Origin of the sequence: Sphingomonas horti (assembly GCF_009753715.1) — a bacterium.
GTDB lineage: Bacteria > Pseudomonadota > Alphaproteobacteria > Sphingomonadales > Sphingomonadaceae > Sphingomonas_B > Sphingomonas_B horti.
The window spans coordinates 126,817-142,085 of record NZ_WQMS01000020.1 but is presented as its reverse complement, the minus strand read 5'-3'; the positions used below and the strand labels follow the sequence as shown (position 1 = coordinate 142,085).

Annotated in this window: 14 protein-coding genes; 8 read left to right on the top strand and 6 right to left on the bottom strand. The window is 67.6% G+C overall.

All coding sequences use genetic code 11. The annotated features are described in order from the left end of the window. Positions 1-34: 34 nt before the first annotated feature. From GON01_RS16130 to GON01_RS16120, 3 genes are all read left to right on the top strand, one after another. Positions 35-1,075 carry a 2-oxoacid:ferredoxin oxidoreductase subunit beta gene (locus GON01_RS16130; RefSeq protein WP_157028406.1) on the top strand — a complete coding sequence of 347 codons (1,041 nt, stop codon included), beginning with the start codon at positions 35-37 and terminating at the stop codon, positions 1,073-1,075. A gap of 108 nt (positions 1,076-1,183) precedes the next feature. Next, positions 1,184-2,449, top strand: coding sequence for an SAM-dependent methyltransferase (locus GON01_RS16125; RefSeq protein WP_157028405.1), 1,266 nt, complete (start codon positions 1,184-1,186; stop codon positions 2,447-2,449). 2 nt (positions 2,450-2,451) lie between these two features. Continuing rightward, positions 2,452-3,606: a serine hydrolase domain-containing protein gene (locus GON01_RS16120; protein WP_232328923.1), complete on the top strand. Its 1,155-nt coding sequence runs from the start codon at positions 2,452-2,454 to the stop codon at positions 3,604-3,606. Between the two features lie 4 nt (positions 3,607-3,610). On the opposite strand, the gene GON01_RS16115 is transcribed toward GON01_RS16120, so the two are convergent. Together GON01_RS16115 and GON01_RS16110 are read right to left on the bottom strand one after the other, a co-directional pair. After that, positions 3,611-4,273 (bottom strand): CDP-alcohol phosphatidyltransferase family protein, encoded by a 663-nt coding sequence (locus tag GON01_RS16115; RefSeq protein ID WP_157028404.1) that lies wholly within the window; start codon positions 4,271-4,273, stop codon positions 3,611-3,613. A 107-nt stretch (positions 4,274-4,380) separates the two neighbouring features. Further along, positions 4,381-5,211 (bottom strand): class I SAM-dependent methyltransferase, encoded by an 831-nt coding sequence (locus tag GON01_RS16110; RefSeq protein WP_157028403.1) that lies wholly within the window; start codon positions 5,209-5,211, stop codon positions 4,381-4,383. A gap of 127 nt (positions 5,212-5,338) precedes the next feature. Here GON01_RS16110 and GON01_RS16105 point away from each other — a divergent pair, with 127 nt between their 5' ends. The 5 genes from GON01_RS16105 to GON01_RS16085 are packed head-to-tail and all read left to right on the top strand — an operon-like array spanning position 5,339 to position 9,835. Next, positions 5,339-6,544, top strand: a complete 1,206-nt coding sequence (locus GON01_RS16105; protein WP_157028402.1) for a hydrolase — start codon at positions 5,339-5,341, stop codon at positions 6,542-6,544. Next, complete coding sequence (locus GON01_RS16100) at positions 6,541-7,560, top strand: arginine N-succinyltransferase (protein ID WP_181600290.1); 1,020 nt, start codon at positions 6,541-6,543, stop codon at positions 7,558-7,560. Before GON01_RS16105 ends, GON01_RS16100 begins: the two co-directional genes overlap by 4 nt. Further along, complete coding sequence (locus tag GON01_RS16095; RefSeq protein WP_181600289.1) at positions 7,557-8,807, top strand: N-succinylarginine dihydrolase; 1,251 nt, start codon at positions 7,557-7,559, stop codon at positions 8,805-8,807. The genes GON01_RS16100 and GON01_RS16095 overlap by 4 nt, the downstream gene beginning before the upstream one ends. Before the next feature lie 59 nt (positions 8,808-8,866). Beyond that, positions 8,867-9,085: a hypothetical protein gene (locus GON01_RS16090; RefSeq protein ID WP_157028465.1), complete on the top strand. Its 219-nt coding sequence runs from the start codon at positions 8,867-8,869 to the stop codon at positions 9,083-9,085. A 9-nt stretch (positions 9,086-9,094) separates the two neighbouring features. Further along, on the top strand, positions 9,095-9,835 hold the full coding sequence (locus GON01_RS16085; protein WP_157028401.1) for a DUF72 domain-containing protein: 741 nt from the start codon (positions 9,095-9,097) through the stop codon (positions 9,833-9,835). Here GON01_RS16085 and GON01_RS16080 read toward each other — a convergent pair. The 4 genes from GON01_RS16080 to GON01_RS16065 form a co-directional block, all read right to left on the bottom strand. Then, entirely contained in the window at positions 9,832-11,421 is a 1,590-nt protein-coding gene (locus tag GON01_RS16080; protein ID WP_157028400.1) for a phytoene desaturase family protein, read from the bottom strand. The two genes, GON01_RS16085 and GON01_RS16080, sit on opposite strands and share 4 nt — an antisense overlap. A gap of 86 nt (positions 11,422-11,507) precedes the next feature. Further along, entirely contained in the window at positions 11,508-14,159 is a 2,652-nt protein-coding gene (gene alaS / locus GON01_RS16075; protein WP_157028399.1) for an alanine--tRNA ligase, read from the bottom strand. Between the two features lie 57 nt (positions 14,160-14,216). Further along, positions 14,217-14,630 (bottom strand): VOC family protein, encoded by a 414-nt coding sequence (locus tag GON01_RS16070; RefSeq protein ID WP_157028398.1) that lies wholly within the window; start codon positions 14,628-14,630, stop codon positions 14,217-14,219. Then, entirely contained in the window at positions 14,627-15,238 is a 612-nt protein-coding gene (locus GON01_RS16065; protein WP_157028397.1) for a hypothetical protein, read from the bottom strand. Before GON01_RS16065 ends, GON01_RS16070 begins: the two co-directional genes overlap by 4 nt. Positions 15,239-15,269 lie beyond the last annotated feature (31 nt).

Genomic DNA, 15,269 nt, shown 5'->3' with positions numbered 1-15,269 from the left:
CAGTGCGACCTTTTGTGACCTTTCGGGTGCTAATATGAACGACATGACCCCCGTCGCGAAGACAACGACCGTCAAAGACTGGGAATCGGACCAGGAAGTCCGCTGGTGCCCGGGTTGCGGCGACTATGCGATCCTGAAGGCCGTGCAGCGCACGATGCCGGAGATCGGCGCGACGCCCGAGAAAACGGTGTTCGTGTCCGGCATCGGCTGCTCGTCGCGCTTCCCTTATTATATGGAAACCTACGGCTTCCACACGATCCATGGGCGCGCGCCGGCGATCGCGACCGGCGTGAAGCTCGCCAATCCGGAGCTCGACGTGTGGATCATCACCGGCGATGGCGACGCGCTGTCGATCGGCGGCAACCACACGATGCACATCCTGCGCCGCAACCTCGATTGCCAAATTCTGCTGTTCAACAACGAGATCTACGGTCTGACCAAGGGGCAATATTCGCCAACGTCGCGGGTCGGCACGCGCTCGCCCTCGACGCCGTTCGGCTCGGTCGACCGGCCGGCGAGCCCGTGCAGCTTCGCGCTCGGCTCCGGCGCCCGCTTCGTCGCGCGCGGCATCGACGTGCACAAGAACCTGCCGGCGGTGCTCAAGGCCGCGCACGCGCATAAGGGGGCGAGCTTCGTCGAGATCTACCAGAACTGCATCGTCTATAACGACGAGGTGTTCGCCGCCTTCACCGAAAAGGCGAAAGCGCAGGTCAACCAGATCTGGCTGGAGCATGGCGCGCCGATGCTGTTCGCAGGCGCCACGATGGGCCTGAAACTGAACACCGCCGACCTGCGGCTCGAGATCGTCAATGTCGAGGGCGGCGACTGGGAAGCCGCGGGCGTGATCCGACACGACCAGACCAACAAGGGGCTGGCCCAGATGCTGATCGACATGGAGATCGAGAACGGCTTCCCGGTCGCGCTGGGCGTGATCTACAACCATCCCCGCCCGACCTTCGAGCGCGCGCTCTGGGAGCAGAACCGCGCCGCCGCCGAAGGCAAGACCCCCGACCTCCAGAAGCTCGTCGCCAAGGGCCAGACCTGGCAGGTGGAAAAACAGCCCCACGAGATTTGAAATCTCCCCTCCCGCTTGCGGGAGGGGCTGGGGGTGGGCATGTTCCGTTGTCGTGAGGCCTGACACTCCCTCCCCCGGCCCCTCCCGCAAGCGGGAGGGGAGAAGCGCATGACCGCGCACGCGCCTGATCGTGGACGGCAGTTTCGGTCCGGCCGACCCGCTCCGGGGCTGTGGAGCGCGGTCGTGGCGGCGCCGTTTCATCGGATGCTGGACCGGATCGACGCGGCGCTCGACGCGGGCGCGATCGAGGCGTGGCTGCCCGACGGCAGCTACCGCATCCTCGGCGGCCGCGGGCCGGGGCCGGTCGCGGAAGTGGAGATCAGGCGCTGGCGGGCGCTGATCCGGCTGGCGCAAAGCGGGTCGATCGGCTGGTATCAGGGCTGGGCCGCGCGCGACTGGACCAGCCCCGATCCGGTGCCGCTGTTCGACCTGTTCATGCGCAACGGCCGCAGCCTGGGCACGGTCGCGCGGGCACGCGGGCTCAGCCGGCGCCTCAAGAAGCTTGGCCACTGGCTGCGCGACAACACGCCCGGCCGCGCGCGGCGCAACATCGCCTTCCACTACGACCTCGGCAACGACTTCTATGCCGAGTGGCTGGACGAGACGATGACCTACTCGTCCGCGCTGTTCCAGGAGCCGATCCGCGCCGACGAGGAGCTGGCCTATGCCCAGCTCAACAAGGTTCGCGCGCTGCTCGACCGGCTGGAGCTGAAGCCCGACCAGCATCTGCTTGAGATCGGCTGCGGCTGGGGCACGCTCGCCGAGATCGCCGCCGACGAATATGGCGCCAACGTCACTGCGCTTACCTTGTCCGCCGAGCAACGCGAGCACGCGCTCGACCATAACCGCTGCAACGTCGCCGCCGGCCGCGTGCGCATCCAGCTGCGCGACTATCGCGAGGTGGAGGAGCAATATGATGCGGTCGCCAGCGTCGAGATGATCGAGGCGGTCGGCCAGCGCTGGTGGCCCACCTATTTCGAGACGATCGCGCGGGCGCTGAAACCGGGCGGACGGGCCGCGATCCAGTATATCGCGATCGACGACGCGCTGTTCGATGCCTATGCCGACAGCGCCGATTTCATCCAGGCCTATGTCTTCCCCGGCGGCATGCTGGTTTCGGAAAGCCGGTTGCGCCGCGCCGCCGAAGCGGCGGGGCTCGCCTGGAGCGGCCAGCGCAATTTCGGCCTTCATTATGCCGAGACGCTGAAGCGCTGGCGGGAACGGTTCGATGCCGCGGCCGCCGAAGGGCGGCTCCCCGCCGGCTTCGACCGCAGCTTCATCGAGCTGTGGCGCTATTACCTGATGTATTGCGAAGGCGGGTTTCGCGGCGGCGGCATCTGGGTCGCCCAGGTGACGCTGACCAAGGGGGAATGACGATGAAGCGTTGGGGATTGATCGCGGTCGCGCTGCTGGCGGCCATGCCGGGCCACGCACAGGTCGCGCTGACGCCGCAGAATGCGGACCGCATCCGCCAGGCGGGCGCCGAAATCCTGTTCTGGGACCAGGCCCAGCGCGACGCGAACTTTCCCCATATGGAGGAGCGTTTCCCCGGCACGACGGCGAAGGCATCGCCGCACCCCTACCCGCTTCCTGCCGGCAAGCCGCTGAAGCTGGAGGGCGTCGACGCGTTCATGGCTGCGAACAACACCGCCGGGCTGATCGTGGTGCAGGACGGGCGCATCCGCCTCGAGCGCTACGCCCGCGGCTATTCGCGCGCCGGGCGCTACACCAGCTTCTCGGTCGCCAAGTCGCTGACCTCGACGCTGGTCGGAGCAGCCATTCGCGACGGCTTCATCAAGTCGGTCGACGATCCGGTGACACGCTACATCCCCGCGCTTGCGGGCAGCGCGTATGACGGCGTCAGCGTCCGGCAGGTGCTGACCATGACCTCGGGCGTCAAATGGAACGAAGACTATACCGACCCGAACTCGGACGTCGCGCGCATGTACGCCAAGCCGGTGCCGCCGGGCATCGATCCCACCGTCGCCTATCTGCGCACGCTGCCGCGCGAAGCGCCGCCGGGCACGAAATGGGTCTATAAGACCGGGGAGACCAACCTGATCGGCGTGCTGGTCCAGGCCGCGACCGGCAAGACGCTGACCGGCTATGCCGAGGAAAAGATCTGGCGGCCGTTCGGCATGGAAAGCGACCTGTTCTGGATGGTCGACGCGTCCGGCCGCGATATCGGCGGCTGCTGCCTTTCCGCGGCGATGCGCGACTATGCGCGGATCGGGCTGTTCGCATTGGGCGGCGGCAAAGGGGTGGTGCCCGATGGCTGGTTCGCCGATGCGACCAAGGCGTGGTCGCCCGTCGGCGATGGCCGCGGCTATGGCTATCAATGGTGGATCAATGCTGACGGCACGTTCCAGGCGCAGGGCATTTTCGGCCAGCTGATCCATGTCGACCCAAAGCGCCGGCTGGTGGTCGCGATATCCAGCGCCTGGCCGAAAGCGACCGGCAAGGAGCTGTCCGCCGCCCGCGCCGATTTCCTTGGCCGCGTCAAGGCAGCGCTGGACGCCGAGCGGCGCTGAACCGCTATTTCAGCGTCAGATCGCGCGCGGTGACTAGCGTTTGGATCACGAACAGCGCGACCAGCACCAGCCCGACGCTGCCGACGATCAGGTCGAACGCGGTCAGGCCGTGCAGGACCGGCAGTGCGCCGAATGTGAACATTGCCAATGTGATCGCGATCAGCGCGAGGCGGAGCTCGGTGGGGCCCGCGTTGAGGTAGGACAGCCGCAGCTCGCCCACCACCCGTGCAGCCAGGAAGGCGTGGACCGACAGCAGCAGGTAGCCGGCAAGCGCGAACAACGCGATGTCGAGCCGCACGAACGGGCTGAAACCCAGGCCCGCGAGGATCAGCAGATTGGCCAGGCCGTCGGTGCTGTGGTCGATGAAATAGCCGAAATCGGGCCGCTCGATCCGGCGGAAGCGGGCGAGGCTGCCATCCAGCGAATCGCCCAGCCAGTGGACGACGAAGCCCGCCACCACCAGCCAAAGCCAGGCCGGATGCACCGCGCTCAGCACATAGCCGGCGAAGATGATGAACGCGCCGAACAGGCCGAGCGCCGTCAGCACATCGGGCGTCACCCAGGCGGGAAGGCGTGCGCACATCCAGGTCAGCGCCCGCCGCTCGGCCTTGGCGAGGAAGTTGGCCTGGATACGCTGGACCGGCTTCATTTCGGGCACTTTCAACATCAGCCGTCCGCCAAGCGTCGCGCTGCTACTCCAGCGGCAATCGGTGCAGCTTCAAAATGCGAGCTTATCCCAATTGCGACGGCCGAACGCAATGAGCCGCGGCAGGCTCAAGCGTTTATCGCGCCGATCGACCAGCATGCGGCGGTGAAGCGCACCACCGGGCCTTCGATGAACGGCTCGAATGCGGGGCGGACGGTCTCCACCACCCGAGCGCGCAGCGCGTCGTCGGCGCTGCCGAGCGTGAGCCCGACGGGGCCCAGGCGCGTGAAGTAAAATTCCAGCTGGTCCGCCGGCATCGTGCACGGCACGTCGACCGGGTGAATGTCGATGTCCGTCCAGCCGCCCTGCTCCAGGATGCGCCTGACCCGGTCGCGATCGGCGAAGGCGAACTGCCCCGGCGCGTCGGGCTTGCGGACCGGCAGGTCCGGGAGCAGCGGCGCGGCGGCGCGCTCGGCCGCCGTCATGAACGGATTGTCCGCCATGCCGCGCCAGGCGAGCAGCCGCATCCCGCCCAGCGGCCGTGCGGCGCGCCGCAAATTTGTGAAGGCGGCAACGGGATCGGAGAAGAACATCACGCCGAAGCGCGAGGCGATCAGGTCGAAGCTTTCCGGCTCGAACCGATAGTCCTGCGCGTCGGCCCGGATGAATTCGGCGGACGATGCGCGCCGGCGGGCAGCCGCGATCATCGGCTCCGATATGTCGACGCCGACCGCACGGCCGTTCGCGCCGGCCTTACGCGCGATCGCGACCGTCGTGCTGCCGGTCCCGCAACCGATGTCGAGCACGCGCGCGCCTTCGTCCACCGAGTCGACGAGCATAGCTTCCAGTGGCCGGAACAAGTCGTCGAGCAAATCCTGCGCCGCCACCCAGGCTTCGCCGTTCTGCCCGCCCCACAGCGCCTTCTGCCCGGCTGCAGTCGCATATCCGCTGACCGTCATCTGCATGTCCTTCGCCAATGCCCCGTGCTTCAAGCCGACGGCGGCCGGAAGGGCAAGGCGGAACGGACGTCCGCGAGCGATCCGCGCCGGTGTTGGCTTCGCGCCCGCCCGTCGCTAGAGCCGGCGCATGGGGCTCACCGGCATCGAACAGCGCGCGTGCGAGGCGGCGGCGGCAGCGCCGATGCTTGACCAGGTCCAGGCCTGGGCCTTGGTCAACAGCGGCTCGCGCAACCTTGCGGGCCTGAAAACGATGGCGGGCCTGCTCGCCGACGCTTTCTCCGCGCTGCCCGGCGATGTCGAGCTGGTGCCGCCCGATCCGGTGGAGATCGTCGACCCGAACGGCACCGTCCGCGCTATCGGGCACGGCGAGCATTTGCTGCTGACGGTTCGTCCCGACGCGCCTTTGCAGCTGCTGTTCACCGGCCATTACGACACCGTGTTCGGCGCCGATCATCCGTTCCAGACGCTGAAATGGCTCGACGATGGCCGACTGAACGGCCCCGGCGTCGCCGACATGAAAGGCGGGCTGGCGCTGATGCTCGCCGCGCTGAAGGGGGTCGAGGCAACACCGGCGGCCGCGCGGTTCGGCTATCAGGTGCTGATCGACAGCGACGAGGAAGTGGGCTCGCCATCCTCAGCCGCGTTGATCGCGCGCTGTGCGAAGGGAAAGGCCGCCGCCCTCACCTATGAGCCCGCCCTGCCGGACGGCACGCTCGCCGGGGCGCGCGGCGGCTCCGGCAATTTTTCGATCGTCGTGGCGGGGCGCTCCGCGCATGCGGGCCGAAACCCGGAAGAAGGCCGCAATGCGCTGCTCGCGGCGGCCGACCTGGCGTTGCGGCTGGAACGGGCGATCGGACCGGGGCTCAAAGTCAATCCGGCGAAGATAGACGGGGGCGGCCCGAACAATGTCGTGCCCGATCACGCCGTGCTGCGGGTCAATTTCCGCCCGGCCTCGCCCGACGACGAGACACGCGCGCAGGCCCATCTGGACCAGGCGATCGCCGCAGTGGCTGCCGAGCGGGACGTCAGGATCCACCTCCATGGCGGCTTCGGCCGCCCGCCCAAGCCGCTCGACCCCGCCGCCGAGCGGCTGTTCGGGCTGGTCAGGAGCTGCGGTGCCGATCTCGGCCTCGACATCGGCTGGAAGGCGACCGGCGGGGTTTGCGACGGCAACAACATCGCCGCCTGCGGCGTGCCGGTCGTCGACACGATGGGCGCGCGCGGCGGCGCCATTCATTCGGAGGAGGAATTCCTGATCCCTGACTCGCTTCCCGAGCGCGCGATGCTGTCGACGCTCGCCATCCTCCGCCTCGTCGAGCGCGACCGGCCGTGAGCTGCTTTCTTCGCCCCGCCACGTCGCGCGATCTGGGCGCGCTGTACGAGCTTGCGAAACTCACCGGCGGCGGCTTCACCAACCTGCCGCCCGATCGCAATTCGCTCGCGCTGAAGCTCGAACGCTCCGCCGCCGCGCTGGCCCGCGAGGCGGACGAGCATGTCGACGATTTGTTCGTGATGGTCCTGGAGAACAGCGAGACCGGTCAGGTCCGCGGAACCTGCCAGATCTTCACGATGGTGGGCCAGCATTGGCCCTTTTATTCCTACCGGCTCGGCACCCTGACCCAGCATTCGCAGGAGCTCCAGCGGACGTTCCGCGCCGACATGCTGACGCTGTCGACCGATCTGGAAGGCGCCAGCGAGGTCGGGGGCCTGTTCCTGCATCCGCGCGAACGTGCTGGCGGCCTGGGCATGCTGCTCGCCCGCAGCCGCTATCTGTTCATCAAGAAACATCGTGGCCGCTTTTCCGGCCGCACCTTGGCCGAGCTGCGCGGCGTGATCGACGAAGCGGGCGGATCGCCCTTCTGGGACGGGCTCGCGGGCAAATTCTTCGGGATGAGCTTCCAGGAAGCCGACGAGTTCAACGCGACCAACGGCAACCAATTCATCGCCGACCTGATGCCCAAGCACCCGATCTATATCGACATGCTGCCCGAAAGCGCGCGGGCGGTGATCGGCGTTCCTCATCCGAGCGGCCGGGCGGCGATGCGGATGCTGGAGCATGAAGGCTTCGCGCACGACAAATATATCGACATCTTCGATGGTGGCCCAACCATGGTCGCACCCACCGATCGCATCCGCTCGATCATGGACGCGGTCGAATCGCGCGTGGCTCGGATCGGCGCCGTGGACGGCGAACGGCGCCTCGCGACTGCCGGCCGCCTCGCCGGCTGGCGCGCCGCCTACGCAGTGATGGAGCCGCTGGGCGATGGCGAAGTCGGGATCGATCCGGTGGGCGCGGAGCTTCTGAAGGTCGATGTCGGCGACACGATCATGCACGTAGGGCGGACGTGAGCCTCACCGAGATTAATTTTGATGGGATCGTAGGTCCGAGCCACAATTATGCGGGGCTCAGCCTCGGCAATCTCGCTTCCGCGAAGAACGCGAACCAGGTGAGCTACCCGCGCGCGGCTGCGCTACAGGGGCTCGCCAAGATGCGGCACAATGTGCGGCTCGGCCTGCCACAGGGCCTGCTGCTGCCGCATCGCCGCCCCGATACCGATTGGCTCGGCCAGCTTGGCGCGACCATGAACAGCGCCGCGCCGGTGCCCGCATGGGCGATGAGCGCGTCGGCGATGTGGACCGCCAACGCCGCGACCATCTCGCCTGCGCCCGACACCAAAGATGGCAAATGCCATCTCACCGTGGCCAATCTGGTCACCATGCCACACCGCAGCCACGAATGGCCGCAAACGCTGAAGCAACTGCGGCTGGCTTTCGCGCACCCCGCGTTCGTGGTGCACGGGCCGGTGCCGGCGCCGTTCGGCGACGAAGGCGCGGCCAACCATATGCGCTTGGCGCCTTCGCATGGGGAGCCGGGCGTCGAGATATTCGTCTATGGCCGGACCGGCGGCCCCTTCCCGGCGCGCCAGCACCGTATCGCCTGCGAGGCCGTCGCCACGCATCATGGCCTCGACCGTGCCCGCACTCTGTTCGTAGAGCAGGCCGAAGAAGCGATCGCGGCCGGCGCCTTCCATAACGATGTGGTCGCCGTGGCAGATGGCCTGACACTCTTCGCTCACGAACAGGCTTTCGTCGACCGCGCCGCCTTCTACGCCGATCTGGAGCGGTTGCTGCCTGAAATAAGGATCGTGGAGGTGCCGGCCGCCCGCGTCAGCTTGGGCGATGCGATCGCGAGCTATCTGTTCAACGCCCAGTTGGTCACCCTGCCGTCCGGCGAGCAGGCACTGATCCTGCCGAGCGAAGCGCAGTCCGTTCCGTCGGTCGCGGCCTATCTGGATGATCTCGTCGCGGGCAACGGCCCGATCCGCCGGGTGCTGTTCGTCGATGTCCGCCAATCGATGGCCAATGGCGGCGGGCCTGCCTGCCTGCGCCTGCGCGTTGTGGCGGACCCGGCGACGATCGACCCTCGCTTCATGCTGGGCGAGGAGAAGCTGGACTGGCTGGAAGCCTTTATCGGAGCATATTGGCCGGAATCGATCAGTCCTTCGCGCCTGTGCGATCCCGCCCTGCATGAAAGAATTTGGGGAGCTCGCAAGGCCCTGCTCAAGGCGTTGGGCCTTGCCGGCGAGGACCTGTGATCCGTTAACCCTTTATTTACCTTGTCCGACTCGGACGAGCGGGCGTTACTGGCGTCATGTTGGCCCGGCTGAAGCGCCTGTTCACGATCAAGACCCGGTTCGAGGCGTTCCTGGTGATCTATGCGCTCGCCCTGGGCGGCTGCGAACGCGGCATCCATTATCTCGGCCAATATCCCGGCATCGGCGGCAAATTGCTGTTTCTCGCCTGCACCGGGAGCGTGTTCATGGCGGGCGGCATGATCCTCGACAATCTGGCGATGAAGCGCGCGCTCCGCTAAGCCCGGTCCATGATCAGGGTCGGTGTCGGTGGGTGGACCTATGAGCCGTGGCGGGGGGAATTCTATCCCAAGGGCCTGCCGCACGCGAAGGAGATTGAGCACGCGACGCGCGTGCTGACCGCGATCGAGGTAAACGGCACCTATTATCGCCGCCAGACCCCCAAGACGTTCGAGAGCTGGGCCAGGATCGCGCCGGACGGCTTCGTCTATGCGCTGAAGGCGAGCCGCTTCTGCACCAACCGCAAGAACTTGGCGGAAGGCGAGGAAGGCGTGCGCAACTTCTTCGACCAGGGCCTGACGGAGCTGGGTGACAAGCTCGGCCCGATCCTGTGGCAGCTGATGGGCACAAAGCAATTCGACGCCGACGAGATCGCCGGCTTCTTCGCGCTGCTGCCGAAAAGCTGGAACGGCGTGCCGCTCCGCCACGTCATCGAGCCGCGGCACGAGAGCTTCCGTGACCCTCGATTCTTCGAGCTGGCCCGCAACGCCGGGGTGGCCGTGGTTTATGCTCATGCCGAGGATTATCCGACGTTCGAGGAGCAGACCGCGGATTTCACCTATGCCCGGCTGCAGCAATGCCGCGAGGATCAACCGGCCGGCTACACCGCCGCCGAGCTCGACGGCTGGGCCGACCAGGCCCGCGCCTGGGAGCAGGGCAACCGCGACGTGTTTGTCTTCTTCATCGCCGGTGCCAAGGTGCGGGCGCCGGCAGCGGCAATGGCGCTGATCGAACGGGTGGGACGGGCCTAGAGCCCGCGCAGCATCTCTCGCGCGCAGTTGTGGCCGGGCGCGCCGGTCACGCCGCCACCCGGGTGCGTGCCCGCGCCGCACATCCACAGGCCTTTGATCGGCCCGGCATAGGCGCCGTTCCCCAGCACCGGCCGCGCCGAGTAAAGTTGGTCTAGCGACATCGCCCCATGCATGATGTCGCCGCCGGCGAGACCGAACCGCTCCTCCAGGTCCATAGGGCTGAGCGCCAAGCGCCCGACCACTGACGCCTTGAAACCAGGCGCCCACGCCTCGACCGTGTCGATGATCGTGTCCGCTGCCGCTTCGCGCTCCTCGGCCCAGCTGCGCCCGTGCGGCAGCTCCGGCGCGAATTGCTGGCAGAACAGGCTGGCGACGTGCGCTCCCTTGGGCGCAAGCGTGTCGTCGAGCGTCGAGGGGATCAGCATCTCGACGATCGGCGCCTTTGACCAGCCATGCGCGCACGCGTCGGTGAAGGCCTGGTCCATGTAATCGAGCGTCGGCGCGATCACGATGCCGCTCGCCAGATGCTCGCCCGGCTCGGGCAGGCAAGTGAAGCGCGGCAGCTCGGACAGCGCGACGTTCATCCGGAACGTGCCGGAGCCCGCCTTGTACGACTTCATCCGCCGCGCGAAATCGGCTGGCAGGTCGGCATTATCGACTAGCTTCCCGTAGAGCAGCTTCGGCCCGACATTGGCGACGATGCGCCGCGCGAACAGCTCGCGCCCATCCTCCAGCGCGACGCCGACCGCCTTGCCGCCATCGACCAGCACCTTGGCGACCGGCGCGTCGGTCATGATCTCGACGCCCTGCGCTTCGCAGGCCTGTCGCATGGCGCCCGTGATCGCGCCCATGCCGCCGATCGCATGGCCCCACGCACCCTTCACCCCGTTCACTTCGCCAAAGACGTGGTGAAGCAGCACATAGGCCGAGCCCGGCGTGTCGGGGCTGGCATAATTGCCGACCACCGCATCGAAGCCGAAAGCCGCCTTGATGGGGTCGCTTTCGAACCAGCCGTCAAGGAAAGTGCGCGCGGACTTCACGAACAGGTCGAGCAAGTCGCGCTGGCCTTCCAGCCCCAGCTTCGCCATGCGCCGCCCGGGCCCGATAGCGCGCAGCAGCTCGCTCCACCCGCCGCCGGCATTGGGCGGCGTCTGCAGCGCCAGGTCGCGCAGCACGTCGGCGATGCGATCGAGCGAATCGTAATAGGCGGGCAGCGTCTCGGCGTCCTTCGCGGAGTATTTCGCGACTTCCGCCTGCGTCCGCTCCAGCCCGCCGCCCAGCTTCAGGTAATTGGCGTCATCGAGCGGCAGGAAGTTGGAGATCGGCCGGTGCACGACCCGCAGGCCCCAATCGTGCAGCCGCATGTCGCGGATCACCTTCGACTGGAGCAGGCTGACCGTGTAGCTAGCGGTCGAGTTGCGAAAACGGGGGTGGAATTCCTCCGTCACCGCCGCGCCGCCGACGATGTGCCGACGCTCGACGACGAGCACTCGAAGGCCTGCGCGGGCGAGATACCAGGCGCAGGTCAGGCCGTTATGCCCACCGCCGATGATCAGTGCGTCGTATTGGATAGCACCCTCCGTCATCCCGGGCTCGACCCGGGACCCACCTTCTTTTGGATGCCGTAGAAGGCAGGTAGGCCCCGGATCAAGTCCGGGGTGACGAGGAGCAGTCAGGCGGCCTCGGCCATTTCGCCCAGCGCTGCCTTGACCGCTGCGACCGCTTCGGCCGCCTGCGCGCCGTCCGGCCCGCCGCCCTGCGCCATGTCGGGTCGGCCGCCGCCGCCTTGTCCGCCAAGCGCGGCAACCGCGCGCCGGACCAGCTCGACCGCGTTGCGCTTGGCCGCGAGGTCGTCAGTCACGCCGACCGCGACCGACGCGCGGCCGTCATTGACCGCGACCAACACCGCGACGCCGGAGCCGACCCGCGCCTTCAGCTCGTCGACCGCGCCGCGCAGGCCCTTGGGATCAAGCCCCTCGACGACCTGGCCGATAAAGCCGTGGCCGCCGACCTGCTCCGGTCCCGCCGCTTCCGCCTTGCCCCCGCCGCTCAGCGCCAAGGCCTTCTTCGCCTCGGCGAGCTCACGCTCGAGTCGCCGCCGCTCCTCGATCAGCGCGGCGACGCGGGCCGGCACTTCCTCGGGGGCCGACTTCAGGGCGGACGCCGCCTCGCGCAGCCGTTCGTCGCGCTGGATCAGCCATTGCCGCGCCGCTTCGCCGGTCAGCGCCTCGATCCGCCGCACGCCCGACGAGACCGCGCTTTCCGACACGATCTTGAACAGGGCGATGTCGCCGGTCGCGGCGACGTGCGTGCCGCCGCACAGCTCTACCGAATAGGCGTCGCGGCCCATCGTCAGCACGCGCACTTCGTCGCCGTATTTCTCACCGAACAGCGCCATCGCGCCGGCGGCGATCGCATCCTCGGGCGTCATCAGCCGCGTCGAGACCGCCTCGTTCGCGCGGATCTGCGCGTTAACGTCCGCCTCCACATCCGCGATTTCCTGCGCGGTCAGCGCAGAGGGATGCGAGAAGTCGAACCGGAAGCGATCGGCCGCGACCAGCGAGCCCTTCTGGGTCACATGGCCGCCCAGCCGCCTGCGCAAAGCCGCGTGCAGCAGGTGCGTCGCCGAATGGTTCGCGCGGATGCGATCGCGCCGCTCGGTATCGACCAGCAGGCGGACGGTGTCGCCGATCGCGACCTCGCCATTCTCGATCATCATATGGTGCGCGTGAAGGCGCCCGAGCGGCTTGGTCGTGTCGTCGACGACCGCGCGCAAGCCCTTGTCGCCGGTCACGAGGCCGGCATCGCCCATCTGGCCGCCGCTCTCGGCATAGAATGGCGTCTGGTTGGTCAGCAGCACGACCTTCTCGCCGGCCGATGCGTGCTGGACCGGCTGCCCGTCCTTCACGATCGCGACGACCTCGCCCTCGCCCTCGGTGCCGGTATAGCCGATGAACTCGGTCGATCCGTTCGCCTCGGCCAGGTCGAACCAGACATCTTCCGACGCCTTGGCGCCCGACCCCTTCCACGCCGCCCGCGCCGCCGCCTTCTGCTCGGCCATCGCCTCGTCGAAGCCGAGGCGATCGACACCGAAGCCCTGAGCGCGCAGTGCGTCCTCGGTCAGGTCATAGGGGAAGCCGTAGGTGTCGTAGAGCTTGAATGCGACCGTGCCGGGCAGCGTCTCGCCTGGCTTCATGCCGCCGGTCGCCTCGTCGAGCAGCTTGAGGCCGTTCGCCAGGGTCTGGCGAAAGCGCGTCTCTTCCTGCGCCAAAGTCGCCTCGATCAGCGGCTGCGCGCGCACCAGCTCGGGGTAGGCGCCGCCCATTTCCGCGACCAGCGAGGGCACCAGCCGGTGCATCAGCGGCTCCCTAGCCCCCAGCAGGTGGGCGTGACGCATCGCGCGCCGCATGATCCGCCGAAGCACATAGCCGCGGCCTTCATTCGCCGGCAGCACGCCGTCGGCAACCAGGAAGCCCGACGCGCGGAGATGGTCAGCAATCACGCGGTGGCTGGCCTGGTTCGCGCCGGTCGTCGCGGTGCCGGTCAGCGCGCCGGATTCGGCGATCAGGGCCTTGAACGTGTCGGTGTCGTAATTGTCGTGCACGCCCTGGAGCACGGCCGCGATCCGCTCCAGCCCCATGCCGGTGTCGATCGAGGGCTTGGGCAGGTTGCCGACGATCTCATTCGCTTCCTGCTCGAACTGCATGAAGACGAGGTTCCAGATCTCGGTGAAGCGGTCACCGTCCTCGTCCGGGCTGCCGGGAGGACCGCCGGGAATGTGCTCGCCGTGGTCGTAGAAGATTTCGGAGCACGGGCCGCACGGGCCGTTATCGCCCATCGCCCAGAAATTGTCTTTGGTCGGGATGCGGATGATCCGGCTTTCCGGCAGCCCTGAAATCTTCTTCCAGAGATCGAACGCCTCGTCGTCGGTATGATAGACGGTCGCCAGCAGCCGGCTCGGATCGAGGCCCCATTCGCGCGTGATCAGGGTCCAGGCGAGCGAGATCGCCCGTTCCTTGAAATAATCGCCGAACGAGAAATTCCCGAGCATTTCAAAGAAGGTATGATGCCGCGCGGTATAGCCGACATTGTCCAGGTCGTTATGCTTGCCGCCCGCGCGGACGCATTTCTGCGAGCTGGTCGCGGTCGAATAGCGCCGCGTCTCCAGGCCGGTGAACACGTTCTTGAACGGCACCATGCCGGCATTCACGAACATCAGCGTCGGATCGTTCTGCGGCACCAGCGGCGCCGAGGGCACGCGCGCATGCCCCTCGCTTTCGAAATAGTCGAGAAAACTGCGCCGGATGTCGTTGGTCGAACTCATGCGCGCGATGTAAGGGAGCGGCCCCGGCGGAGCAAGCAGAGCGGATAGCGCTCCCGATCAGGTCGCGAACAGCATCGAATCGTCGGCAAAGGCCTTGAACTCGAGCGCATTGCCGCTGGGATCGCGGAAGAACATCGTCGCCTGCTCGCCGACCTGCCCTTTGAAGCGCAGGTGCGGCTCGATCCCGAACGCGGTGCCGGCCGCCTTCAGCCGGTTGGCCAGCGCCTGCCAGTCGGCCATCGTCAGCACTACCCCGAAATGCGGCACCGGCACGTCATGGCCGTCGACCGGGTTGCTGGCGCCGACGGGCCGGGTCCCTTCGTCCAGATGCGCGACGATCTGGTGGCCGTAGAGGTCGAAATCGATCCAGCGGTCGGAACTGCGACCCTCGCGGCAGCCGAGCAGGCCGCCATAGAAGCCACGGGCCGCGTCCAGGTCGTGGACCGGAAAGGCGAGGTGAAACGGTCTCATGGCTGGGCAAGCTCCACACAGGCTTCCATTTCGGGTGCCGATTTCGGGTCGGCGGCGATCGCCTCACGCGCGAGCGTCAGTTCCCGGTCGCTTTCCGCCTCGCTCTTGCCGGCAGCGCGCAATTCGGTGCGGGCGCGGTCTTCCACCAGCGAGGCGATGGTCATCAGGTCCATTGCGGTCTTGCTCATCCCTTCCCGCTTGTGGACGTCGTCGGCGGCAAGCTTCAGCAGCCCGGCACATTGGATCGCGCTCGGCGGCGGCAGCGGCGGCGCGACCGCGTTCATCACCTCGACGCAGCCACGGGCTTCGTCGATCGGCGGCTCCGCAGTCTTTCCCGCCGCTTTCTGGACCGCGGCGACCTGCCGCAGGATCAGGTCACGGACCTGTTCTTGCGTTCGGCCGGTATCCTTCACCAGCGCATCGCCGACGACTTGCGCGAAACGGGCGCCCCGGCGCGCGAGTGGCGGCAGCGACAGCGCGGCGGCCGCGCGCCGTTCCTGCTCGCCGGCAACGATGGCGAGCACGGCGACGCAGCGGACCTGGCGCACCTGGACATCGCTGAGCGGCAAGGGAGCGGCGGCGGCGAGCGCCATGGCGAGTGGAAGCATCGACACGCTCCTTACGCGCGATTGCAACGGC

Coding starts and splice junctions, on each gene's coding strand:
- GON01_RS16130 (WP_157028406.1), top strand. CDS start 35: ATGAACGACATGACCCCCGTCGCGAAGACAACGACCGTCAAAGACTGG.
- GON01_RS16125 (WP_157028405.1), top strand. CDS start 1,184: ATGACCGCGCACGCGCCTGATCGTGGACGGCAGTTTCGGTCCGGCCGA.
- GON01_RS16120 (WP_232328923.1), top strand. CDS start 2,452: ATGAAGCGTTGGGGATTGATCGCGGTCGCGCTGCTGGCGGCCATGCCG.
- GON01_RS16115 (WP_157028404.1), bottom strand. CDS start 4,273: ATGTTGAAAGTGCCCGAAATGAAGCCGGTCCAGCGTATCCAGGCCAAC.
- GON01_RS16110 (WP_157028403.1), bottom strand. CDS start 5,211: ATGACGGTCAGCGGATATGCGACTGCAGCCGGGCAGAAGGCGCTGTGG.
- GON01_RS16105 (WP_157028402.1), top strand. CDS start 5,339: ATGGGGCTCACCGGCATCGAACAGCGCGCGTGCGAGGCGGCGGCGGCA.
- GON01_RS16085 (WP_157028401.1), top strand. CDS start 9,095: ATGATCAGGGTCGGTGTCGGTGGGTGGACCTATGAGCCGTGGCGGGGG.
- GON01_RS16080 (WP_157028400.1), bottom strand. CDS start 11,421: ATGACGGAGGGTGCTATCCAATACGACGCACTGATCATCGGCGGTGGG.
- alaS (WP_157028399.1), bottom strand. CDS start 14,159: ATGAGTTCGACCAACGACATCCGGCGCAGTTTTCTCGACTATTTCGAA.
- GON01_RS16070 (WP_157028398.1), bottom strand. CDS start 14,630: ATGAGACCGTTTCACCTCGCCTTTCCGGTCCACGACCTGGACGCGGCC.
- GON01_RS16065 (WP_157028397.1), bottom strand. CDS start 15,238: ATGCTTCCACTCGCCATGGCGCTCGCCGCCGCCGCTCCCTTGCCGCTC.